General features: G+C 57.4%; 23 protein-coding genes. 4 read left to right on the top strand and 19 right to left on the bottom strand.

Annotated features, from left to right (window positions below; translation table 11 throughout):
• The coding region (locus tag I2H38_RS04365) for a response regulator transcription factor (protein ID WP_196270616.1) at nucleotides 1-533 on the top strand (533 nt) is incomplete at its 5' end.
• A gap of 271 nt (nucleotides 534-804) precedes the next feature.
• On the opposite strand, the gene I2H38_RS20820 is transcribed toward I2H38_RS04365, so the two are convergent.
• Nucleotides 805-1,071 carry a hypothetical protein gene (locus I2H38_RS20820; protein WP_229426551.1) on the bottom strand — a complete coding sequence of 89 codons (267 nt, stop codon included), beginning with the start codon at nucleotides 1,069-1,071 and terminating at the stop codon, nucleotides 805-807.
• Here I2H38_RS20820 and I2H38_RS21480 point away from each other — a divergent pair.
• Nucleotides 1,001-1,330 (top strand): AprI/Inh family metalloprotease inhibitor, encoded by a 330-nt coding sequence (locus I2H38_RS21480; protein ID WP_407664040.1) that lies wholly within the window; start codon nucleotides 1,001-1,003, stop codon nucleotides 1,328-1,330. The two genes, I2H38_RS20820 and I2H38_RS21480, sit on opposite strands and share 71 nt — an antisense overlap.
• 41 nt (nucleotides 1,331-1,371) lie before the next feature.
• Here the strand turns inward: I2H38_RS21480 and I2H38_RS04375 are convergent, their stop codons facing one another.
• The 17 genes from I2H38_RS04375 to flgB all read right to left on the bottom strand — a co-directional run bounded on the left by I2H38_RS04375 (nucleotide 1,372) and on the right by flgB (nucleotide 15,816).
• The gene (locus I2H38_RS04375) at nucleotides 1,372-1,905 is read right to left on the bottom strand and encodes a transglycosylase SLT domain-containing protein (protein WP_229426552.1); all 534 of its coding nucleotides are present in this window, start codon (nucleotides 1,903-1,905) and stop codon (nucleotides 1,372-1,374) included.
• Nucleotides 1,886-3,250, bottom strand: a complete 1,365-nt coding sequence (fliK, locus tag I2H38_RS04380; RefSeq protein ID WP_196270619.1) for a flagellar hook-length control protein FliK — start codon at nucleotides 3,248-3,250, stop codon at nucleotides 1,886-1,888. Before fliK ends, I2H38_RS04375 begins: the two co-directional genes overlap by 20 nt.
• Nucleotides 3,247-4,320 carry a chemotaxis protein MotC gene (locus I2H38_RS04385; protein WP_196270620.1) on the bottom strand — a complete coding sequence of 358 codons (1,074 nt, stop codon included), beginning with the start codon at nucleotides 4,318-4,320 and terminating at the stop codon, nucleotides 3,247-3,249. Before I2H38_RS04385 ends, fliK begins: the two co-directional genes overlap by 4 nt.
• Nucleotides 4,321-4,460: 140 nt before the next feature.
• Entirely contained in the window at nucleotides 4,461-5,663 is a 1,203-nt protein-coding gene (locus tag I2H38_RS04390; RefSeq protein ID WP_196270621.1) for a MotB family protein, read from the bottom strand.
• A 2-nt stretch (nucleotides 5,664-5,665) separates the two neighbouring features.
• Complete coding sequence (locus I2H38_RS04395) at nucleotides 5,666-6,292, bottom strand: hypothetical protein (protein WP_196270622.1); 627 nt, start codon at nucleotides 6,290-6,292, stop codon at nucleotides 5,666-5,668.
• A complete protein-coding gene (fliF, locus tag I2H38_RS04400) occupies nucleotides 6,292-7,929 on the bottom strand; it encodes a flagellar basal-body MS-ring/collar protein FliF (RefSeq protein ID WP_196270623.1) in 1,638 nt (545 codons plus the stop codon). Before fliF ends, I2H38_RS04395 begins: the two co-directional genes overlap by 1 nt.
• A 142-nt stretch (nucleotides 7,930-8,071) precedes the next feature.
• Nucleotides 8,072-9,241 carry a flagellin N-terminal helical domain-containing protein gene (locus I2H38_RS04405; protein ID WP_196270624.1) on the bottom strand — a complete coding sequence of 390 codons (1,170 nt, stop codon included), beginning with the start codon at nucleotides 9,239-9,241 and terminating at the stop codon, nucleotides 8,072-8,074.
• 309 nt (nucleotides 9,242-9,550) lie between these two features.
• Nucleotides 9,551-10,288 (bottom strand): flagellar type III secretion system pore protein FliP, encoded by a 738-nt coding sequence (fliP, locus tag I2H38_RS04410; RefSeq protein ID WP_196270625.1) that lies wholly within the window; start codon nucleotides 10,286-10,288, stop codon nucleotides 9,551-9,553.
• 135 nt (nucleotides 10,289-10,423) lie between these two features.
• Entirely contained in the window at nucleotides 10,424-10,933 is a 510-nt protein-coding gene (locus I2H38_RS04415) for a flagellar basal body-associated FliL family protein (RefSeq protein ID WP_196270626.1), read from the bottom strand.
• A gap of 25 nt (nucleotides 10,934-10,958) precedes the next feature.
• Nucleotides 10,959-11,657, bottom strand: a complete 699-nt coding sequence (gene flgH, locus I2H38_RS04420) for a flagellar basal body L-ring protein FlgH (protein ID WP_196270627.1) — start codon at nucleotides 11,655-11,657, stop codon at nucleotides 10,959-10,961.
• Nucleotides 11,654-12,268, bottom strand: a complete 615-nt coding sequence (locus I2H38_RS04425; protein WP_229426553.1) for a MotE family protein — start codon at nucleotides 12,266-12,268, stop codon at nucleotides 11,654-11,656. Before I2H38_RS04425 ends, flgH begins: the two co-directional genes overlap by 4 nt.
• A gap of 25 nt (nucleotides 12,269-12,293) precedes the next feature.
• Complete coding sequence (flgI, locus tag I2H38_RS04430; RefSeq protein WP_196270628.1) at nucleotides 12,294-13,391, bottom strand: flagellar basal body P-ring protein FlgI; 1,098 nt, start codon at nucleotides 13,389-13,391, stop codon at nucleotides 12,294-12,296.
• Nucleotides 13,392-13,393: 2 nt separating this feature from the next.
• Nucleotides 13,394-13,774, bottom strand: a complete 381-nt coding sequence (flgA, locus tag I2H38_RS04435; RefSeq protein WP_267875943.1) for a flagellar basal body P-ring formation chaperone FlgA — start codon at nucleotides 13,772-13,774, stop codon at nucleotides 13,394-13,396.
• A gap of 111 nt (nucleotides 13,775-13,885) precedes the next feature.
• Nucleotides 13,886-14,674, bottom strand: a complete 789-nt coding sequence (gene flgG, locus I2H38_RS04440; RefSeq protein WP_196270630.1) for a flagellar basal-body rod protein FlgG — start codon at nucleotides 14,672-14,674, stop codon at nucleotides 13,886-13,888.
• Nucleotides 14,675-14,684: 10 nt separating this feature from the next.
• Nucleotides 14,685-15,014, bottom strand: coding sequence for a flagellar hook-basal body complex protein FliE (locus I2H38_RS04445; RefSeq protein ID WP_196270631.1), 330 nt, complete (start codon nucleotides 15,012-15,014; stop codon nucleotides 14,685-14,687).
• Complete coding sequence (flgC, locus tag I2H38_RS04450) at nucleotides 15,014-15,433, bottom strand: flagellar basal body rod protein FlgC (protein ID WP_196270632.1); 420 nt, start codon at nucleotides 15,431-15,433, stop codon at nucleotides 15,014-15,016. The genes I2H38_RS04445 and flgC overlap by 1 nt, the downstream gene beginning before the upstream one ends.
• A complete protein-coding gene (gene flgB, locus I2H38_RS04455) occupies nucleotides 15,430-15,816 on the bottom strand; it encodes a flagellar basal body rod protein FlgB (RefSeq protein WP_196270633.1) in 387 nt (128 codons plus the stop codon). The genes flgC and flgB overlap by 4 nt, the downstream gene beginning before the upstream one ends.
• Nucleotides 15,817-16,169: 353 nt before the next feature.
• Between flgB and I2H38_RS04460 the strand changes: the two genes are divergently transcribed.
• Nucleotides 16,170-17,813 carry a putative bifunctional diguanylate cyclase/phosphodiesterase gene (locus tag I2H38_RS04460; protein WP_196270634.1) on the top strand — a complete coding sequence of 548 codons (1,644 nt, stop codon included), beginning with the start codon at nucleotides 16,170-16,172 and terminating at the stop codon, nucleotides 17,811-17,813.
• 129 nt (nucleotides 17,814-17,942) lie between these two features.
• Nucleotides 17,943-19,277, top strand: coding sequence for a globin-coupled sensor protein (locus I2H38_RS04465; RefSeq protein WP_196270635.1), 1,335 nt, complete (start codon nucleotides 17,943-17,945; stop codon nucleotides 19,275-19,277).
• Nucleotides 19,278-19,493: 216 nt separating this feature from the next.
• Here I2H38_RS04465 and I2H38_RS04470 read toward each other — a convergent pair whose 3' ends face one another.
• Nucleotides 19,494-20,264 (bottom strand): CYTH domain-containing protein, encoded by a 771-nt coding sequence (locus I2H38_RS04470; protein ID WP_196270636.1) that lies wholly within the window; start codon nucleotides 20,262-20,264, stop codon nucleotides 19,494-19,496.
• Nucleotides 20,265-20,471 lie beyond the last annotated feature (207 nt).

Consider the following 20,471-nt stretch of genomic DNA (forward strand, 5'->3'; position numbering starts at 1 on the left):
TCGACGCCGTGCAGGGCTTCCTCCTCGGCGACTTTCAGGACCGCATGGTCTGCGCCGAGACCATCCGCCGCCATTCCCGCGCCCCGATCATCGCCTTGAGCGAAGTCCGCTCCCTCGAGCAGACCCTCGAGCTGCTCGCAGCCAGCATCGACGACGTGGTGCGGAAGCCCGTTCATGTCCGCGAAATCCTCGCCCGCTCCGAAGCCATCTGGCGGCGCATGAAGGGAACGCTGACGCCCGACCACACCGACCGCCTCAAGGTCTATTTCGACGGCCGCGACCCCGAGATCGACGGCGAAAGCCTCATCCTGCCGCGCCGCGAACGCCACATCCTCGAATACCTCGTCCGAAACCGCGGACGCCGCCTGACCAAGACGCAGATCTTCAACGCCATCTACGGCATCTACAGCAACGATGTCGAAGAGAGCGTCGTCGAAGGGCATGTCAGCAAATTGCGCAAGAAGCTCAGACAGCGCCTCGGATACGATCCAATCGAAGCAAAAAGATACATCGGATATACCTTCATCGGTTAACCGATGACTAGGCCGAGTGACGACGCTGACCCGATCTGATGCAGGCTCGCAAGCATTGAACGCCCAAGGGGTGTGCAAATAGAGAAATGCCCTTGATCAACCACGATTCCTGCGCACGTGTTTTGCGGCGATCCGCACTTCTCGTCGGACTTTGCAATCTCGCCGCGTGCAACGGGGTCGAAGGGCTGTACCACTCGGGCCCATGGGGGTTGCCGCCCGCATCTGACCTCGCTCGTCCGCGCTACACCGCTGAGGGAACACGATCATCCAATTACACCGTCATTGAACCGGCAACCTCGGCATCTCGACCGAGGGCAGCCGCCGAACCAATGGAACCGATCGGAAAATGGGCGACGAGGAATTTCGACTTTTCGATGGAGGACGGTTCGACAGCCCCAAGCCCACAGAGCGGCTTGCCGGAAGCGCCTCCTCGTGGCGAGATTGAGCCGGCGAGTCCAATAGCTGATATGGCCCGCACCCCTCGATCGGTTGCAAAGCCGGTGCCCCAACCATCGGCGAAGGGCGTCACGTCGTTCATTGGAAACTGGAAAATCCGTGACGCCTCCGGAGGCTCTTGCCGAGTGCAGCTATCGAGTGTGTCCACGCTCGATCTCTACAAAGCTTCAACGGTCCGGTGCAAAGAGAAGACGTTGCAAGACATTAACTCCTGGAATGTCCGCGACGGCGACATTGTCTTGTATTCACGCGGCAGCATTGTCGCACGCCTCGTGAGAAACGGTTCGACCTTTGAGGGAAAGGCTGACGGACTGAGCGCTCCAATCGTCCTTTCCCGCTAAGCCTCTGGAAAGGTCCCTTTCGCAGCAAGACTCACGCGAGACTACTGACAGAATGTACGCGCGCTCGCAGTCCATTCACCAAAGCCGCTGGCGACCATGTTTGAAATGACGCGACAGACATAGGTCTTCTGAGCCGGATCATTGTTAGGACCGGCATGATATCGCGCGACTGCCATCGTCCAGCTGCCTTCGCGGGCCCTCAGCTGCTTCAAGAATTGAGCGGCATATTCAACATTGTCACGCGGATTGAGCATGCTTGCAAGCGAGCGGAAGCGATCGCCGTGATAGTAGTGATTGATCTGCATACATCCCAGATCGATGAGCCTTGCTCCTGACCTGCGAGCCTCCTCGAACCGTTGAACCGCGTCAGTCATGTTTGACGCGAAATAGGCGCGTCCCTCGATGTTCATCGCATAAGGCTGCAGTGAACCTCGCCTACCGGTTTCTGCCAGGCCGACGGCATAGAGCATTCCGAGCGGAATGCCATGTTTGGCGGCCGCACGGACCATCTCGCGCTCGCAGGTGTCTGCGTTTGTGGCAGCCTCCGCGTCGAAGCTACAAATAGAGGCCACCATTGCCGCGACCAGGAGAAGCGATCTCATCGGTTTCGTCTTTCAAGGCTCTCGGGCTGCCGGCGTCAGAGTCTTGTGCTTGTTTTCGCGATCGCTCGTCAGAGCCGGTTGCCCCTTGTTGGAAACTGTCGGATTGCGATTGAGACTGGTGGGTTGATTGCTGGCGCTGCCCGAACGAACTGTCTTGCTGTGAAACATCAACGCCGGCTGTATGTATCGTCAGACTGTCCGGCCGATAACCGGCTGTTCGCAGAAGGCTGGATAGTTTTTCCGAGTCCCTTCTCAAAATCTGGGCCGTCTCGTCACTGCTGACATGAAGCTCCATCTCGAGCTTCTCGCCCGAGAGTCGCATCTTTACCGTGACCAACCCCAGTTCCACGGGATGAAGCTGAATGTTCAGAACCCGGACCGCGGCTTCAGAGGGACGCATCGTCGCAAGCGTAGGGAAAAGGTCGGTCTGGCGGCTTTGAACCTCCAACTGAGCTGATGTGCGCTCCGCTCCCCCGATGATCGCATTCGCGATCCGGTGCGGGATGGAGTTTGATGGAGACGGTTCAACGCTTTCTCTGTCGCCCATCGCGACTGCAGTGAGAAGAGAGTCGCCGCGGTTCCGGCTCTGCGATGCTACCGCGCTCTTCGCAGAGAATGCATCGTCGGGCGCGGTTTGATCTTGCGAGCGCGCGCGATTCCATGCGCTCGCCCCAGGCATAGGTCCGTCGTCACTAGCACTTCGTCCCTCAAAGAGCCCCCCGGCCGATGTAACGGGTTTGAAATGTGTCTCTTGATGGAGAACCGACGCCTTTTGCCTCGACGTGTTCGATAGGTTGAGAAGGTGGTCGGCCGCGTCGCCCCCCTCTGATTGAGGTTGAAGAAGATCCAAGAGTGATGCCGCGCTATCTGTTGTAGTACGAGATGGGCCCGATTGAACGGATCGCTGCGCGGCATCAATCTGGTCCACCGGGAGCGGTTGAGTCGTGATCGACAGGACTCTGCCCAACAGCGCGGTGTCAGCCCAATCGGCTCGCGTGGCAACGGTCTCCGCACCCCACGCGGGCTTATCATCCCTGGTTTCAGGCGACCGCCTGGTTGTGTCGCCAGACGCGGACTTTGCGATCCCAGAGTCGAGAGAAAGGCCGACCGAGCGAGCGAGCTCCTCTTCGGTGGAGGGCATTGTATCCCTTCCGGCAGTGCTGCTCGCTGACAGATCCTCCAGAAGCGCCGAGAAAGCCAGGGCGTCCGCCCCGTTTGAAGCACCCTCACTGTTGTCGCCGGATTGCGAGTTCGACTTCATCGGGAGCGTATCAGTCCGCCTGGATGCGTTTTGCAGGAACGTGTCGAGCTTGTTCAACGGGTTTCTCTCCGAAACAATTGATCGACCCGCCCAAGCGCGTCCTGGGCGCGGGATATAGCAGGAAGGGATTGCATCGCCTGCGCGGTTTGATCCGGAGACGCGACTGGCGCCGCCACCGGCGGCGGTGTCGGAGCAGTCTCCGGCGAACTGCGTATGTAGTTAGCCATGGAAAACGCGGCGTCGAGCAATGTCAGATCGTTAGGTGGAAGGATGGTCCGGTCAATTTTCCTGAGCTCATCGACGCCCGTATCGAATCCTTTTGCGGTCACAATGACCGCGGCTGCCTTGTATAGCCTCGCCCGGGTTGCGCTGACCCTATCCGACACCGACAGTTCTAGTGCCTTGTCCGAGGAGAGAATCGCGGCTTTCGTTTGCCCCTGATCGATTGCCGCGCGCGCGACCATCAAATAGAGTTCCCGACGTCCGTCGGGCTCCAATTCATTGAGTATCGTCACCAGTCTCGCAAACTGCTCATGATCCCTCGTGAATTCGAGGCGAGTCAGAGCGGCGGCAAAGCGCTGTCGAAAATTACCGGAATACACCGAATGCCGAAAGCGTCGCAGATACTGCCTCGACAAGGCATCGAACTTCTTCGAATCGCCAATTTGGCTGGCGACGAAGATTTCGCGGCGAAGAGCCGCCTCTTCGACCAGGGTCCCAGGCAGCTGTAGCCGCACGAAATCAAGAAGCTGAATCGACCCCGCCGGGTCATCGCGAACGAGCAGCGCCGATTTTACTAAAGCAATCTGTCCTGCCAGACTCGGAGGAAGAATTGTAACGTCGATGTCGCCGAAGTACCGTTTCGCATCGGCCTCTCTGCCCTCGACATAGGCTAGCGCGCCTCGCACGAGGCGCTCGTCGTGCCCCGCGAGGGTGCCGAGCGACAAAAGCCTTTTCAGAATGCTTGGCTTGCCGCCGCTAAGGACGAATGTAACGGCCGCGCGCACATTCCTTTGCTCCTGCCAAACCTCCGCCTCGAGTGGGATGAAGGTTTCGTCAATGCTCACCAGCAATGCTCTCTGCGCAACGTGAGCAGCCGTTGAGCCTACCGCGATCTGATCCTGCAAGGCCTGCAATGTGCGGACCATCTCCACCGGTCCGACCGCAGCCTTCACAGCTTTGGCGACAGGAAGATCTGGCTCGGCCTTGACTGGAGCGGGAACAAACAGACAGCAAATCAGGAAGGCAAACTGCGACGTCCTGCGCATCACTGAGAAGGCTCCCGCAGAAGGATCTCTATCCGGCGGTTAATCGCAGCCTTCGGGTCTGACGCGCTCTTCAAACTGCGATCCGCATGGCCCTCGACCCGTTCGATCCGGGCCTCATCGATTCCCCCCCGCACCAACATGTAAGAGGCCATATGGGCGCGCGCCGTCGAAAGCCGCCAGTTGTCATACGTATCGGACTTGAAGGGACGCCCGTCGGTGTGTCCGCGAATAATGATCTTGCCGGGACGCGTACTGATGATTTTCGCGATTTTTTCCATCGCGCGGACGACTTTCGGCTGAGGTTCCGCAGATCCTACGGCAAACATGCTGAAATCGATCTCGTCCGTCACGCTGATGAGAATGCCTTCGCCAGTTCGATTGACCTCGATGTGAGGGCTCCCGCCCCCTGAGGTCGGCACGGCTTTAGCAATTTCCGCCTGAAGGTCGGCCTCTTGCGAACCGGCTACCTGCTTTTCGGCATTCGGCCCGGCTCCAGAGGAAAGTTGCGGAAGCGGTTTATCAGCGCTCTTCGCTTCCTTATCCTTGGCGCGGGATTCAAGCCGCGCCTGGGGCGAGGAGGCAAGCGCATCGAGTTTGCCATCTTGTGGGACCGGAGGGGCAGTCGCCGGGTCACCTGGCGTGCCGGTTTTCGGCTTCGGCACCGACACGATTTGCCAATACAAAGGATCAAAGGGATCTCGATAGGCTTCACCGCCGTTCAGGCCCGGCTCGCCCGTGTTTCCAAGTGTGAGATCGACGCCGGTCGCGTCCTGCGGGTGCTCTTGTTCAGCCTCCGCAGCAAGTTTGGCGAGAACCGCATAAGGATCTTGGAAGAGCGCCCCTTCCTTGAATCGCGGCTTCTGAACACGAGGAGACGGGCCACCGACCTCATCGCCCGTTGCTTTGGAGGAAGTGCTTTTGTTTTCCGTTTCCGGCTCGCTTTTGGGGGCCGCATCCTTCGGCTCTTTGAGCCCCTTACGATCAGGTGTGCTCTCTGCCAGTTGGACGGGGTTGAAATAGTTCGCGAGGCTCGATTTCGTCTCCTTCCCAACGGCGCTGATCAGCCACATGACAAGGAAGAAAGCCATCATTGCTGTCATGAAATCGGCATGCGCCACTTTCCAAGCGCCACCTTTATGGTGCTCTTCCTCGGCTTCATAGCGACGAACGATGATGATCTCTTGTTTGGTGGGATCGGCCATGATCAGCTCTGTTGAACGGCTTCAGCAAGGCGTTGCGTCCACACACTCAGTTGTGTCTCAAGGATCGTATCGTTTGCGATGACACGGATCTCGGAACCCTGATCCGCAATGAACTCGATGGAAGCGGCAACCGGACGCAGCTTTGCGGCCAAGTTCGAGAGCAGATCTTGCGGACCACGAATCGTCATGCTCCTGCTTTGATTGTCGCTCAGGATCGACACTAGCGTTGTTTTAAGTTCATCAATCACTTGAGCATGCACCGCCTCCGTCAAGAAGGGGGTGAGCAATCGGGCAACCTGGGCGACGAGCTTGGCCTCCATGGACTGCAAGGCATCAGAGATCTCGACGGCGAGCCGGTCCGTTTCCTCTCGAGCCCACTTCTCGCGATAGGCTGTGAGAAGCTCGTCCGTCCGTGCGCGCTCCGCCGCAATCGCCGCTTCAACCTTGTCTTGGAGCCGCGACCGCTCTTCAGTTCTAACACGATCTTCGGCCTCGCGGATAAGCGAGGCCGTGTCTTCGATAACAACCTCGGGCGGTGTCTCCTGGGGGCTGCCCTGATTTGGAAATCGTTTATCAAAGGACCCGTCGAGCTGAAAATCGGTGAGATAACGTGAGATCGCGCTCACCATCAGGCAGCCTCCGCCTGATGGAGCCATTGTTTGAGGATCGCGGCGGCTTGATCCTCGTCAAACTCAACCATCTGCTCCAGTTTCTTTTGCGGAGAGCGATTTAGCTTACCAGTCAAGTCCTCGATGAGGTTCGGGACGGTCGCGGGCTCAAGTTGGGCGACCCCCTCACCCTCCAAGCCCGCAGCTTCGCCAAGGAGATCGGGCGCAGATGCGTCATACCCCTGCTCCGTTTCAGGCCGCGCGAGAATGGCCGTAACAGCCGGGCGCAAGCCGAACCAGATCAAGAGCGTTGCTACGACCAGGATCGTCGCGGCATTGATGATGTTGCCAAACTGCCGCATCAGGACTTCAACGAAGCTCAACGGCGGCGCCGGCTCCATCATCCGGCCGTCGTCAATGAATCCCACAGCGGCCACCTTGATCTGGTCCCCACGGGCTTGATTGAACCCTGCCGCAGACGACACCAGTTGTTCGATCTCGGTGAGCCGGGCATCGATATTGGCCTGCGCCTGGTCCCCACCGACAAGGGCGGCAAGGCGGCTTCGATTGACGAGAACGGCCACGGACAGGCTCTTGATCGAGTAGCCGTCGCTAACAGTTTGCACGGTTTTCGACGAGATCTCGTAGTTCGTCAGCTCCTCACGGCGCTGGTTATCTTCACTTGAATTATCGCCGCCTTCCGACCTCACGCGTTCATTCGGCAAGTTCTGCTGCACGGTCGTCGGCTTCTGGTTGCTCCGATTTTGAGAGACCTCGGTTTCCTTGACCGTCCGAACGGAGCGCTCGACCTTCGATTCCGGGTTGTATATCGTCTCGCTCGTGTTGGTCTTGTCGGTGTTCAGGCGCGCGGCGACGCTGATCTCAAAATTTCCGAGGCCAAGGTACGGGGCGAGTGTCCTGCGCACGTTATCCTGGATCTCGCGACCGACAACCCGCTCGAGGCTCGCCATTTTTCCCGTCGATACATTCGCGCCGTCGTCGCCTGACATCAGGAGTGTGCCATCGGTATTCAGCACCGTCACCCTATCGACCTTCATGCCCGGGATTGCCGCCGCAACAAGGTGGCGGATCGCTTGGGCAGAACCCATATCGTCAGCCTGCTCGGTGCGCACGACGACTGACGCCGAGGCCGGTTGCTGCTCGCGGCGGAACGAACCGCGGTCGGGCATCACAATATGAACCCGTGCGGCTTTCACGCCTTTCATCGTCTGAATGGTGCGCGCGATCTCGCCTTCGAGGGCTCTGACGCGCGTGACCTCCTGCATGAAGGAGGTCAATCCGAGCGATCCAAGATCGTTGAAGAGCTCGTATCCTGACTTTGAACTCTGCGGCAACCCTTTCTCAGCCAAAAGCATCCGGGCTTGCGCCGTTCGTCCGTAACTGACGAGGACTGCTGTACCGTCAGCGCTCACATCGAACGGAATTCCCGCATCCTTCAACGTGGCTCCGATGCGGCTCACATCTTCACGCTCGAGGCCGGTATAAAGGGCTTCCTGCGCGGGGCGGCTCAGGTAGTACGCTCCTAACCCAACGGCCAGAAACACGACGAGTCCGATGATGCCAAGCGCCGCGAGGCGACGCGCTCCGAGTTCCAGGAGATTGCTCCAGAGTTTCTCGGCGTGTTGGCGACCAGTCATGCACGAACTCGACTTCTGAAATTACAGGCTTCGACAGCAATTTCACTCTCCAATCTTGCGCGGAGATTGCGCAACAAAAAGGCCACGCTCCGGAAGAGCGTGGCCCAATCGTTTCCGCCCCTCAAACGAGGGATGAACGGAATTAGCGGAAGAGCGAGAGAATGCCCTGCGTGTTGCCGTTCGCGATGCTGAGCGACTGAACGCCAAGCTGCTGCTGAACCTGCAGAGCCTTCAGGCGGGTCGACTCTTCTTCCATGTCGGCGTCCACGAGAGCACCGATGCTGCGCTCGTTCGACTTGATGAGCGATTCGACGAAGGTCGTCTGCGACGTGATCTGGGTCTTGTTCGCACCCAGCGTGGTCGCAGCGTCCGTCATAGCGCCCAGGGCCTTGTCGACCACGGCGACATAAGCACGAAGCTTCGACAGATCCTGGTTCTGGATCGCCGAGATGTCCAGCTTGTCGACCGAGAGCTCATAGGCCTTGTAAGCGCCGTCTTCGTCCTTACCGAAAACCGCCCATTCCTTGTTTAGAATACCGCCCTCGCCGTCAGCTCCTTTGACGGCAGCTTTGTTAGCTGTGTCGATTGCGGTAGAATAGGTGGTCTTGGCGGTATCGAAGGTCGTCTTTGCCGTATCATAAACACCCTTAGCAGTAGCGTCCTTCGTGCTGGCCTCCCAGGTCGCCTGGTCGGCTACCCATTGGGTCTTGGCAGCATCGAACGTGGTCTTATCCGCAGTGATGTCGGCATCCGTTCCAGCCGTGGCAGACGCCGTCGTCGTCTTGTCGTACAGCTTGGTGGAATCGACCGAGACGTTCACGGTGTCGATCGTGATCGCGCCGTCGACGCGGGAGAACGCCGCGACGATCTTACGATCGGACACGTAGTTACCGGCGCCCGAGTCGGTCGACAGCCAGTTCTCACCGGAAAGCACCGATCCGTCGGCGGTCGACTTCATCTTGCCGAGAATGGCGTTGATTTCGGTCTGGATCTTGGCGCGATCGACGTTCGGCGACATGGCCGCCGTCAGCTTCGCCTGAATCGACTTCATGTCTTCAATGGCGCTGTTCATGCCGTTGAAGGCGGTATCGACCGAAGCCGCACCGAGACCGAGAGCGTCCTTCACAGCACCGAGCGAACCGTTGTCGGCGCGGATCGTCGTTGCGATCGACCAGTAAGCGGCGTTGTCGGCGGCGCTCGCCACCTTCAGGCCGGTCGAGATACGATTGCTGGTCTGATCGAGTTGCCCGGCGATGCTTTTCAGCGTCGTCAGAGCGGTCATGGCGGAGTTGTTGGTCAGAAGGCTAGACATATCGCTGTCCCTTTGAATGAAATAAGATTTCGGGGACATACCGGACTTCCACCGGTATGGCAGGACGGCTTCATGCCTTCGGACAGCGCCTCAACGGGTCGTCTATCCAATCTGCCATAATTGTCAGTTTGACGATCGAAGCTTGTGTGAAGCTGTGGCCGTCGTCAAGCCGAAACAACCTGATCACGCGATCTAAGTCCTGTTACTCTTAAAACTTGCTTAACGCGAGACGCAGAGTCTGAATTCTCGAAGAGCTCGACCGCACCTCTCGAAGGGTAGGGCCCTGGACGCTTGGATGCTTCGCTTCCGTTAGAAATAAGACCGCACGAGCCCGCCGATGAGCATGTTCCAGCCATCGATGAGAACAAAGAACAGGATTTTGAAAGGAAGGGAAATGACCGTGGGCGGCATCATCATCATTCCCATGGACATCACCAAGGTTGCCACAATCATGTCGATCACCAGAAACGGAAGCGCGATCAGAAATCCGATTTCGAAGCCCCTCCGCAACTCCGAGATCATGAAGGCCGGGATGAGAATGCGCAGATCGACCTTGGATTCGTCTTGCGGCTTGGGGAAACTATTGACCGCGAGGTCGCTGAAAGTCTGGAGATCCTTCGGACGGACATGAGTGAGCATGAACTCGCGAAACGGATCGGTGACCTTCGTAAAGGCCTCAGCCTCGGAAATCCTGTTTTCGGTCAACGGCCGGATGCCATCCTGCCAGGCACGATCAAAGGTCGGTGCCATGACATAGAAGGTCATGAACAGCGAAAGGCTGATCAGAAACAAGTTGGCAGGCGTACTCTGAAGGCCGAGGCCTGACCGCAGAAACGACAAAGCCACGACGAAGCGTGTAAAGCTCGTCACCATGATCAGAAGGCCGGGCGCGAGCGAGAGAACCGTGAGCAACGCCACAAGCTGAATAATGCGACCGCTGACAGCGCCGTCACCCGCAGGGATCATGGCCTCGAGGCCTGGGAGCTGCGCACTCGCGCTTGTTGTGAGGAGAGAAAAGATGCCGATGAAGAGAAAACGAACGATCATGAGAATGTGAGAGCTTCTGCTCGATATGGTCGGATGAAGTGAATTAACGCATAACAAAGACGGGATCGTCTGACAGCGCGACAGGCAATCTTAAGATTCGTATCGATTCTAGTTATCCCAGTCGTGACGAAGCGCCTACTGGACGACGAGGGTTTCGATGATCAGTTCGCGCACCAGTCCCTTGGAGCGCATTTGAGCGCGTTCATTCAGATCTTCGCGCAAATGCTGCAGGCCACTGGCGCCCTCGATTTGCGGGAGTGAAAGTGTCCTCAGATACGCCAATATATCTTGGCGTATCTCGGAGGCCAGCACATCTGGGCTCTGTATCGACCCGTTGGCGAACACTATCGATGATTCAATCCTGATCCACGTCTCAGCAGATCCGGCAAGATTTGTGACGACGGGGGAAAGGGTCTTTAACGTCATATCACCGGAGTAGGTCAAAACACGAGACGCCTGTTTCTCCTCGCCTTTCTTCTTTTCATCGACCGCCTTTTCAACGGTGGCCACCATGTAAAGACCGAAAGCCCCTCCCGTGATTATGGCGAGCACCGTGAGGACGAGCAACGTCACAAGCCAACGACCACTACCCTTCGCAGATAGTTCCGACTTCGATGGCGATGCGCCGACGGGTTTCCTGGCCATTCTCTTTGTATATTCCTAGACGATTCTAGAAAGGCACGAGCGCATCATAAATTTGTTGCCCAATGGCCGGTTGCTGGACGTCCGTAAGGCGTCCGCGCCCTCCATAGGAGACACGCGCCTCTGCTATCTTGTCATAGCCGATGGTGTTCTTGCGCGAAATATCACCCGGCCTCACGATGCCGGCGATATTGAGAACGCGAACCTCAAAATTGACCCGGATTTCCTGCGAGCCGCTGATGATGACATTTCCGTTTGGAAGCACTTCGGTCACCACCGCAGCAACAGAAAGCCTGAGCTTTTCGGATCGATCGATCGAACCCTGACCTTCAGAGGACGAGCCCGAACGAATGTCCCCATCCCCTTTGAAGTCAGAGGCACGCCCATTGAAGTTAAACCCGACATCGAACCCGAGATTGGCTTTCGACTTCCGCGATCTGTCAGTCGTGTTGTCGAATTTGGCCTTATCATCGATCAAAATCGTGACAGTCACGACATCCCCGACCTTTTTCGCGCGCGGGTCCTGAAAGAGATCCGCACTACTCTGCGACCAAAGTGAGTTGTATGACGCTCTGCCGGACGACGGAAACACGGTGGGAACCGGTTCACGAGCGACGGTGAGACCGTATCCAACCGGTGTCATGCTCGGCTCGCGCCCGATGTCATTTGGATTCGTGGCGCATGCGCCCAAGAACAGCACGGCCGAAGATATAAGGAGTTGTCTCATCCCGACTTCTCATTCTCTTGGGTCCGCTTCGTCGTGTCGGTGATCACGTTCGTCAGTTGCGCTGCACGGGCCGGCTCCATCTCGTTAAGTACGGCGCTGGCATTTCGTGGACTGAGCTTGGTAAGGATCGCTGCCGCGGTTTCGTCGTGCATGTTCGCGAGTTGCAATGCCGCGGCATCGGGGCGCATTCTGGCATAGATCGCAACGACGCCTTCGTCGGCCTTTGCCAAAAACTCATTCCGCCGCTTCAGCCACACCTCATATTCGGCCCGTTTTTCTTCAAGGACCTTAATTCGGCCCTCGATCTGCTTTTCGAGCGATGCGAGCGTCTCTTTTTGCCAGGCGAACCTCGCATCGGCTGCTGCATCTGCAATATTTGCGCAGTAGGGATTGGCTTTCGCGTCCTTCAGCAGCTCAACCGGCTTCGGCGCCGGGCCGCGATCGGCTGCAGCCTTTTCCTGCGCGTATGCAGAGCTCGCATTGCCGGATGCGATAGAGGCGATCACGAGGACGGAAAGAAAGTATTTTACAGATTGCGAGTTGTGCATGGGCATAGCGCGGAATCCGGTGATGGAACGATCGTGAAGCAGGTAACCGATAAATCTTCTCATCGACGGCAACCTCATGCCGGGAGCATCATTGAACAACGAGATCCGCCTGAAGCGCTCCAGCAGTCTTCACCGCCTGAAGGATCGCGATGATGTCGGTTGGCTTGAGGCCGATCTGGTTCAACCCCTTGACCAATGTCTGCAAGTCGGATCCTCCAATCACCGCAAGATGAGCGTCCTGCTCGTTTGCCGTGATCTGTGTTCTGGGAACAACCGCCGTGCGGCCCCCGGAAAAGGGTTCAGGTTGCGATACCAGCGGCGTTTCCGTGACGCGAACCGTCAGATTTCCATGTGTCATCGCGACGGTCGAAATCTGTACGTTTTTCCCAATCACGACGGTTCCCGTTCGCTGATCGACGACAACCCTGGCGGGAGTATCGGGTTGGACGCGAAGATCGCCAATTTCCGCGAGAAATCGGGTTGCACCTATGTCGCGGGGCTTTTGTAGAACAACAGTGCGAAAGTCGCGCGGCGTGGCGACTCGCTTCCCATAACGCTTCTCCGCGTAGGCATTGATCGCATCCGTGATCAATGTCGCGGTCTTGTAGTCAGGATTCTTGAGCTCAAACACCAGAGAAGGCATGTCGCGGAACTGCCCCGGCACCTCTCGTTCGATGAGAGCGCCGTTCGGAATCCTGCCTGCGGTCGCGACGCCTTGGGTCAGCGTCTCAGCTTGGCCGGTCGCGTTGAACCCTGAAACCGCGACCGGCCCTTGGGCTACCGCATAGACCTGACCATCGCCGCCCATGAGCGCCGTGAGCATCAGCGTCCCACCTTTGAGCGACGTAGCATCACCGAGGGAAGTGACCGTAACGTCGATGCGAGAACCTGTTCCGATATAGGCCGGCAGATCGGCCGTCACGGTGACGGCGGCAACATTTCGCGTCCGCAAAGGAATGTCTCGAACATTGACCCCCATGCGGTCGAGCATCGATTGAAGGGACTGCTCTGTAAATTGAGAGTTGCGGAGGGTGTCACCGGTCCCCTGAAGCCCCATGACCAGACCGTAGCCTACGAGCTGGTTGTCGCGGACCCCTTGAACAGAAGCAATATCCTTGATGCGCGTCGAGGCGTGAGCGACACCGGCAAATAATACAGAGAGGAGTATCAGGAACAGTCTGACCATTCTCAATCACCTATGCGGACTTTTCCATCCGCTCGCACTGTGCCAAGAATGATTCGACCGGTGTCCATGTTACGGACCCTGATCTGCTCGCCGAGCCCACCTGATTGAAGCGGCGATCCCATGGTCGTGATCGTTAATCCCGCCTCCTGGAACACAACCTGCGTCGGCACGCCCCGTGTCACAAGCCTTGCATCGTCCACAGCATTGAATGGGATTGCCTCTCCGGGGAGCAATGTCCGCCGTGCGGTCTTTCCAATCAATGCGGCGGAAGAGTCGGCGACTGCCGATCTGGCTCGATAATTCGGCGGGAAACTACGCTCTCTCAACATCGTTTCCCTGATCATATCTCCCGGATAGATCGTCACGGTCGGAACAGGCAGCATCTGCTCCTGCGCAAACGCAGGCTTCGTGATCCAGATCAAGGTCACGAGAGCGAAGGCGATGTTCCGAAGTGAATTCGTCATGATCAATTCCATGAGCAGCCGCGTCGCGAACTAGCGAATGCCCTTCGATATTGTTCCAGCCATATCGTCGGCCGCTTGAATCACCTTCGAATTCATCTCGAAGGCTCTCTGTGCGGAAATCAGATTGGTAATTTCCTTAACCGGATCGACGTTCGAGCCCTCAAGGTAACCTTGATGAATCTTTCCAAAACCTGGATCACCCGCAACCCCGACGACCGGCGCTCCTGACGAAGGCGATTCCCGGTAGAAATTGTTGCCGAGCGGCTCCAGACCTGAATCGTTCGCGAAGTTTGCGATCGTGAGCTGGCCGACATTCTGCGGAACGGGCTGACCGTCAACCTTGGCGAAAACCTGACCAGACTCATTGATAACGACATCCACCGTGTTCGGCGGAATGATGACTGCCGGGTCCAGCGTGTACCCGTCAATCGTCACAAGTTGCCCGTTCCCATTCTTGTTGAATGAGCCAGCCCTCGTGTAGATCGTCTCGCCATTCGGGCTGTTCACCTGGAACCATCCGCGTCCATTCAAGGCGAGGTCGAATTGGTTTGTTGTGTTGGTGAGCGGCCCCTGACGATGTAGATTTCGGATCGCCGCAGTTCTCACACCGAGGCCAAGCATCGCTCCTTCCGGAATCGGCGCTTCACCCGCTTGATTTGGCACCCCCTGCAGGCGTTCCGCCTGATAGAGAAGATCGGTGAACTCCGCTCGCGCGCCCTTGAAAGCGGTCGTGTTGACGTTCGAGATGTTGTTCGCAATGACCTCGACATTCAGCTGCTGGGCATTCATGCCTGTCGCAGCAATAGCGAGAGCTCTCATAACCTTCTCCTTAGATCGCCATCCGTGAGATTTCTTGGTATGCCGCAACGACCTTGTCTCGGATCGCGATGGCCGTCTGGAGTGTCTGTTCTGCCGACATCACCGCCTCGACCACCTGTTGAACGGAGGCCTTGCCCTGTATGCCGGAAATTGCCGCAGCCTCGCCGGCCCTCAGCGTCTCCGTCGCCTTTGCTGCGACTTGCAGCATCATGCCGCCAAAGTCGGCCGTCTGTGGAGCAGCGGCTGCGGGCGAGATTTTCTGCAGCCCCGTGAGCTGTGTTCCCGAGACTTGGCCCGATCGGTCGATGAATGATGAAATCGTCGAAATCGCCTCAATCATCACGCGCCTCTCAACATATCGATCATGCTGGAAATCATGGACCGCGCCTGCTTCATCATCTGCAGGTTCGCCTCGTACGTACGATTGGCCTCACGCATGTCCGCCATCTCGATCAGCATGTTGACGTTTGGCATTTTCACATAGCCCTTCTCGTCCGCCGCCGGATTGCCCGGGTCGTACTCAACTTGGAACGGCGCCTGATCGACGCCGACTTCTTTGACGCGAACCGTGGTTCCTCCAAGCGCTCTATCGAGCTCGCTTCGGAAGGTGATCGTCTTTCGGGCGTACGGATCGGACCCTTCCGTCTGTCCAGTCGACTGCGCATTAGCGATGTTTTCGGAAACGATTCGAAGGCGCAAGGATTGCGCCTCGAGGCCCGCTCCTGCGAGCTTTGACGATGCCTGCAATGGATCAATCATTGCCCGCCCCTCGTGCTCGCAAGAATCATTCGATGGAAGGCTTTGACGATACTGGTGTTGAGCGAGTAGTCGCGATTGACATCGCCTGCTTTAGCCATTTCCTGCTCGATGCTGACCGAATTTCCAGAATGCATGACATCCCAACTGTCGGTCTTCTTGACCTTCACTGCCCGAACCTGAGAAGTGTCTGAGCCGATATGTCCACGATCCGTTGCTGCCATCGAAAGTTGCGTCTTGTCGAGCACATTCGCAAACGGCTCGACATCCGACGACTTGAAGCCGGGAGTATTCGCGTTCGCAATGTTGCCAGAGATCGTCGCCTGGCGGACCGCAAGCCATTGCGCCTGGCGCGAGGCAACATCGAAAAGAAAGACCGATCCCACGGGGACCTCCAACTCGGGGTATCCTTCCATAGAGACCTACGCGCGTAACCTTGCCCGAAGCTGACGCAGAGCGACGAAGCCGGATCGAGGTATTTGATCACCGCGCGTCGATAGCCTGGAGCGGAGGGCCAGAGCGGCCGAAGATGAATAACATTGCGTAATAGCCCGCGGCTGTTAGCGATCTTAAACTGAGCGTTTAATAGAAATTAATTCATCGCGGCTACGTTCTCTCGTCGCAGATGCGCCAATGCGGAAGGACCCGGGAGACCTCCCCTTCCGGTTATAGGAATATTATATCTTTCGGTTGCTGCCGCAATGATGGAGCCGATCTGTAGTGACGAGACCGCCGTTGGATGACCCGCATGCTGCTATCGCGCAACGATATCCTTGCTGCATATGACTCCCGCGGCCGGGAGATGCTGCAACTTTTCACTGGTCGCGCGACCGCCGCAGACGCTCAGTTTGACGCGGCAAGGTCACTTTCCGCGACCGATGAAGTCGAGTTTGCGGACAGCGAGGAGTTGGAACTCGAAGACGGCAACGCAGACCAGCTCTTTGGAGTCCTGCAAGATGTCATAGTCCGCCGCGCGATGGGTCGACGGCTCCAGGACATGGCGACACACGACCCCCTTACCGGGCTCTCCAATAGAACCCACTTCCATGCCCAGCTCGAAAACTCGCTTACCGAAGCACGCCACATCGCTGGGAAAATCGCCTTTGTGCTGATTGATCTCGACCATTTCAGGGACTTGAACAATACGCTTGGTCATCAGGCCGGCGACGCCATCCTCCTTGAGGTTGGTCGAAGGATTCAAGCACTCGCATCGGAGGCAGATGCGATCGCTCGCTTCGGAGGCGATGAGTTCGCGCTTGTCATGAAGGGCATTTCGTCTAGCGACGATATAATGCCGATGGTCGGCAGACTTCTCGAAGCCGTCACGTCATTGGTGACGGATCACTCCCCCAAGATCAGATTGAGCGCAAGCCTGGGGGTCGCTCTCTTTCCGGATCACGGTGCTGATATCAATGAACTGCTGCAGAATGCCGATATCGCGCTTTATCGAGCGAAGGCCGAAGGTAGAGGTCAGGCTCAGATCTTTGCCCCGCAGATGCGGGCAGCCTTGACAGAGCGCCTCCAGCAGATGTCGACCTTTCGTTCCCTGCTCGAGAAAGGGAAGGTCAGGCCTTACTATCAGCCGCAGATCCAATTAACCGATCGCCGTTGCCATGGGTTCGAGGCCCTCGCGCGCTGGATCTTGCCGAATGGAGACCTGCTTTCCCCGGCTCATTTTCCCAACGCCCTGAGCGATCCCGAAGCCGCCGTGATGTTGGGCGAGCACATGCTTCTGAGCATCAGCAATGATCTTCTCCGGTGGCAGAAAGCAAACATGCCGCCCTTCAAGGTGTCCATCAATGTCACGGCGCCGGAATTGAGGCGCGGAGACTATCCTCGGAAGGTCGCCGAACTGTTTGCTTCAAAGGGCGTCCCGTTGTCACGGCTGACCGTTGAAGTCACGGAATCGGTTCTACTCGACGATAAGGCCACGCAGGTGGCGCAGGCTCTGTCCGACCTTCGCCAGATGGGCGTGTCCATTTCCTTGGACGATTTTGGGACCGGATTTGCCTCGCTCACACACCTGAAGACTTATACGATCGATGAGATAAAGATCGATCGTTCCTTCATCGCTGGTCTGAACTCGAACTCAGATGACCAGGCCATCGTGAGGGCAACTTTGGTGTTGGCGAGAAGTCTGAGAATTAAGACCGTAGCCGAAGGGCTCGAGAGTGAGTCGCAGTTGCGGTTTCTTCGGACATTGGGTTGCGACTATGGGCAAGGGTACTTCTTCAGCCCCGCTGTACCGGCAGCCCAAGCCGAGCGCTATTTCTGGGCTAGCCCTGAAAGGGGTAGGCGCTACAACATCTATCAGCCCATCAGTATCGAACATCTCATCCGTAAAGGCGCTAAAGCGTTCGCAATGGTCGGAATTGCAAAGTAGGCCCGCAGCCTATCGAAGCAGGGCGCATTCGGTCAGGAAATTCGATTTCGACGTGCGCCATGCAAGCCTGGGTCAATCCTGGCACTCTAAATCCCGGGACCGAATGCATTCAGCGCCTGGGAAATGACCATGCAAGACGACAAATCGCTCGCCGATCGGCTTCGCTTCTTGAATATCGACCAGGAGGCATGCCGTGAGCTCAACGCGATATGGCAGGTTCTTTCTCCGTCTCTGCCTCAGGTGCTGCAGAACTTCTACGGTCATTTGCATAAGGTTCCCGCGCTTTCTCAAATGATAGGGTCGCAGCAGAACCGGCTGGTTTCCGCGCAGTCGAAGCACTGGGAGCGTCTTTTCAGCGGCCGCTTCGATCTCGACTATGTTGAGAGCATTCGGCGGATCGGCCTGATTCACAACAGGATCGGCCTCGAACCCCGCTGGTATATCGGCGGCTATTCATTTGTCATGAACGAACTTGTTCACGCGCTCTCAACAAAGCATCGATTCAGCGGCGCCTCGCTCGCACGCAAGATCGCTGCGATGAATAAAGCGATCATGCTCGACATGGACTACGCAATCTCAGTCTATCAGGACGCCATGATTGAAGAGCGCCAGCGACGAGGGCAGGTGTTGTCTGTTGCCATCGCCTCATTTTCAGATGCGGTGCAGGCAAGTCTCCAGATTTCGGGGGAGGCAAGCGGAGCTTTGTCAGAAAGTGCCGCAACTCTCGACACGGCAACTGGTTCAGCAAGCTCGCTCGCAACCAATGTCGCACGCACCGCCGAGCAAACAGCAATCAATATGCAATCCGGCGCGGCCGCGACGGAGCAGCTGGCTGCGTCAGTGCGTGAGATTGGGGAGCAGGCAAGTCGTTCGGCAGACGTGGCGCGGCAAGCTTTCGAGAGCGCGCAACGGACGAAGGAATCGGTTGCGGGCTTGGCTGAACAAGCCAAGCAGATCGGGGATGTCGTCGATCTCATCGATCAGATTGCGTCTCAAACGAATCTGCTGGCGTTGAACGCAACCATTGAGGCCGCCCATGCCGGCGAGGCCGGCAAGGGCTTCGCCGTGGTCGCGCAAGAGGTCAAAACCCTCGCAACACAAACCGCCAAGGCTACAACTGAAATCGGCTCCCGCATTGGCGGAATCCAAACGGCCACCCAAAAGAGCGCAACCGAAATCGACGAGATCGCTCGCGTCATAGAAGAGGTGAGCACCATCGCAACCGCGATCGCAGCGGCTGTCGAGGAGCAGGCTGCGGTGACATCTGAAATCGCGATGAGTGTGCAACAGACAACGGGCCATACCCAAGCCGTCGCACAAAGCATCGAAACACTCAACGATTCCACGGCATCAGCGGCGGCAGCCGCAGAGGCCGTCACGCAAGCAAAATATACGCTCGATCACCAGCTCGGTCGGTTGAAGCAGGACATCGACTTATTCCTACAGGCAGCGCGGGCTGCCTGAGAAGCTCCACCACAGACATCCCCAGAATGCTCTAGAATCTGATCATGCCTCCGTGAAGCGTGATCAGATTCTTTCCTCTCGATGCCGCAGGGTCCGATCAGAACGCCGGGTGCACCTTTCTGATCATGCATTGGGCGCTTGGCGACCGCCGCAACTCGCTAGTGCCGAAGGGCGCTACCCTCGGCCCCGGAACGGAAGCGGCGCAGATAAGTCCGTCTAGCGCCGCTGCGGGCGTAGTGACCGAGCCAGTTCACGGATGACATTATCCTCGATATTGAGGTTCAGTCCGCCATTATCATCTTCGGCAGGCTCTGCGGCCACCAAAGGCGGCATTTCGGTTTTCTGCGAGGTTGCAGCAGGCTTTCGAGCCGCCTTCTCATTATTTGGCCCCGGATTGCGCCGTGCTTCGCCTGTGTCGGCGGGATTGCGTGCCGATTGTGGAGCGGCATAGGAGCGAGACGAGCCGAACCTGTTTTCCAGTGCATCAAGGAGGCTGTTGAGAGCAGCATTGGAGATCGGAACATCAGGCGCAGCCGGCAAACCTTCCAACGCGATCGCGCGGTTCTGGTAGGCGATCTCCGTCGTCACATCCGGGCCGAACCACGACAGAGGACGAAAATCTCTTGCCTCTTCCTCGGTTTCGAACTCCACCGAAATCAAGTCAAGCGGTCCCGGCGTCACGAAGCGATTGATATGGATGTCACGGGTCCCGACTGTCAGGTGCGACCGGACATAGTCGACCTTGCCCGGCGTCACGTCGAGAAGCGCCTCAGCGTGGGCGCGGGGCACCTCGGTGCGCTCTTCTACGGGAGCATCCGCCCCGGTCGTAATGAGCACGAGGTTGCCGATATCGCCTTCGATGATCACATAAGAGCTGCGGTCGGCCTGATTGGGAAAGTGGCCTTCCGTGACGCGGTTGCCCCCTCGCTCCTTGCGAATGAGACGAGCCAAGGAGGAGGCAATAAGATAACGCCGGGAAGTACTCATGTCGGACTCTCTTCTAGTAGACCGGAACAAACGCTCGGCTTTAACTAGAACCCCACATGACGTTCATCAAATATAACATTATTGCAAAATATCGAGGGTCTTAATGCCACTCGTAGATTATGCGATAATATTCCATTCTGGAGTCGAATAGTTGAAGTGCGTTAGAATTGAGCTATGGCCAGACATCATGGCACTTCAAGGGCAATA

The organism is Microvirga alba (genome assembly GCF_015694465.1).
GTDB lineage: Bacteria > Pseudomonadota > Alphaproteobacteria > Rhizobiales > Beijerinckiaceae > Microvirga > Microvirga alba.

What these genes read in the sequence shown, in the direction of transcription:
- I2H38_RS21480 (WP_407664040.1), top strand. Translation starts at nt 1,001, where the DNA reads ATGGCCCGCACCCCTCGATCGGTTGCAAAGCCGGTGCCCCAACCATCG.
- I2H38_RS20820 (WP_229426551.1), bottom strand. Translation starts at nt 1,071, where the DNA reads ATGAACGACGTGACGCCCTTCGCCGATGGTTGGGGCACCGGCTTTGCA.
- I2H38_RS04375 (WP_229426552.1), bottom strand. Translation starts at nt 1,905, where the DNA reads ATGGTGGCCTCTATTTGTAGCTTCGACGCGGAGGCTGCCACAAACGCA.
- I2H38_RS04390 (WP_196270621.1), bottom strand. Translation starts at nt 5,663, where the DNA reads ATGGCCGATCCCACCAAACAAGAGATCATCATCGTTCGTCGCTATGAA.
- I2H38_RS04395 (WP_196270622.1), bottom strand. Translation starts at nt 6,292, where the DNA reads ATGGTGAGCGCGATCTCACGTTATCTCACCGATTTTCAGCTCGACGGG.
- fliF (WP_196270623.1), bottom strand. Translation starts at nt 7,929, where the DNA reads ATGACTGGTCGCCAACACGCCGAGAAACTCTGGAGCAATCTCCTGGAA.
- I2H38_RS04405 (WP_196270624.1), bottom strand. Translation starts at nt 9,241, where the DNA reads ATGTCTAGCCTTCTGACCAACAACTCCGCCATGACCGCTCTGACGACG.
- fliP (WP_196270625.1), bottom strand. Translation starts at nt 10,288, where the DNA reads ATGATCGTTCGTTTTCTCTTCATCGGCATCTTTTCTCTCCTCACAACA.
- I2H38_RS04415 (WP_196270626.1), bottom strand. Translation starts at nt 10,933, where the DNA reads ATGGCCAGGAAACCCGTCGGCGCATCGCCATCGAAGTCGGAACTATCT.
- flgH (WP_196270627.1), bottom strand. Translation starts at nt 11,657, where the DNA reads ATGAGACAACTCCTTATATCTTCGGCCGTGCTGTTCTTGGGCGCATGC.
- I2H38_RS04425 (WP_229426553.1), bottom strand. Translation starts at nt 12,268, where the DNA reads ATGAGAAGATTTATCGGTTACCTGCTTCACGATCGTTCCATCACCGGA.
- flgI (WP_196270628.1), bottom strand. Translation starts at nt 13,391, where the DNA reads ATGGTCAGACTGTTCCTGATACTCCTCTCTGTATTATTTGCCGGTGTC.
- flgA (WP_267875943.1), bottom strand. Translation starts at nt 13,774, where the DNA reads ATGCTGCCTGTTCCGACCGTGACGATCTATCCGGGAGATATGATCAGG.
- flgG (WP_196270630.1), bottom strand. Translation starts at nt 14,674, where the DNA reads ATGAGAGCTCTCGCTATTGCTGCGACAGGCATGAATGCCCAGCAGCTG.
- I2H38_RS04445 (WP_196270631.1), bottom strand. Translation starts at nt 15,014, where the DNA reads ATGATTGAGGCGATTTCGACGATTTCATCATTCATCGACCGATCGGGC.
- flgC (WP_196270632.1), bottom strand. Translation starts at nt 15,433, where the DNA reads ATGATTGATCCATTGCAGGCATCGTCAAAGCTCGCAGGAGCGGGCCTC.
- I2H38_RS04460 (WP_196270634.1), top strand. Translation starts at nt 16,170, where the DNA reads ATGACCCGCATGCTGCTATCGCGCAACGATATCCTTGCTGCATATGAC.
- I2H38_RS04465 (WP_196270635.1), top strand. Translation starts at nt 17,943, where the DNA reads ATGCAAGACGACAAATCGCTCGCCGATCGGCTTCGCTTCTTGAATATC.
- I2H38_RS04470 (WP_196270636.1), bottom strand. Translation starts at nt 20,264, where the DNA reads ATGAGTACTTCCCGGCGTTATCTTATTGCCTCCTCCTTGGCTCGTCTC.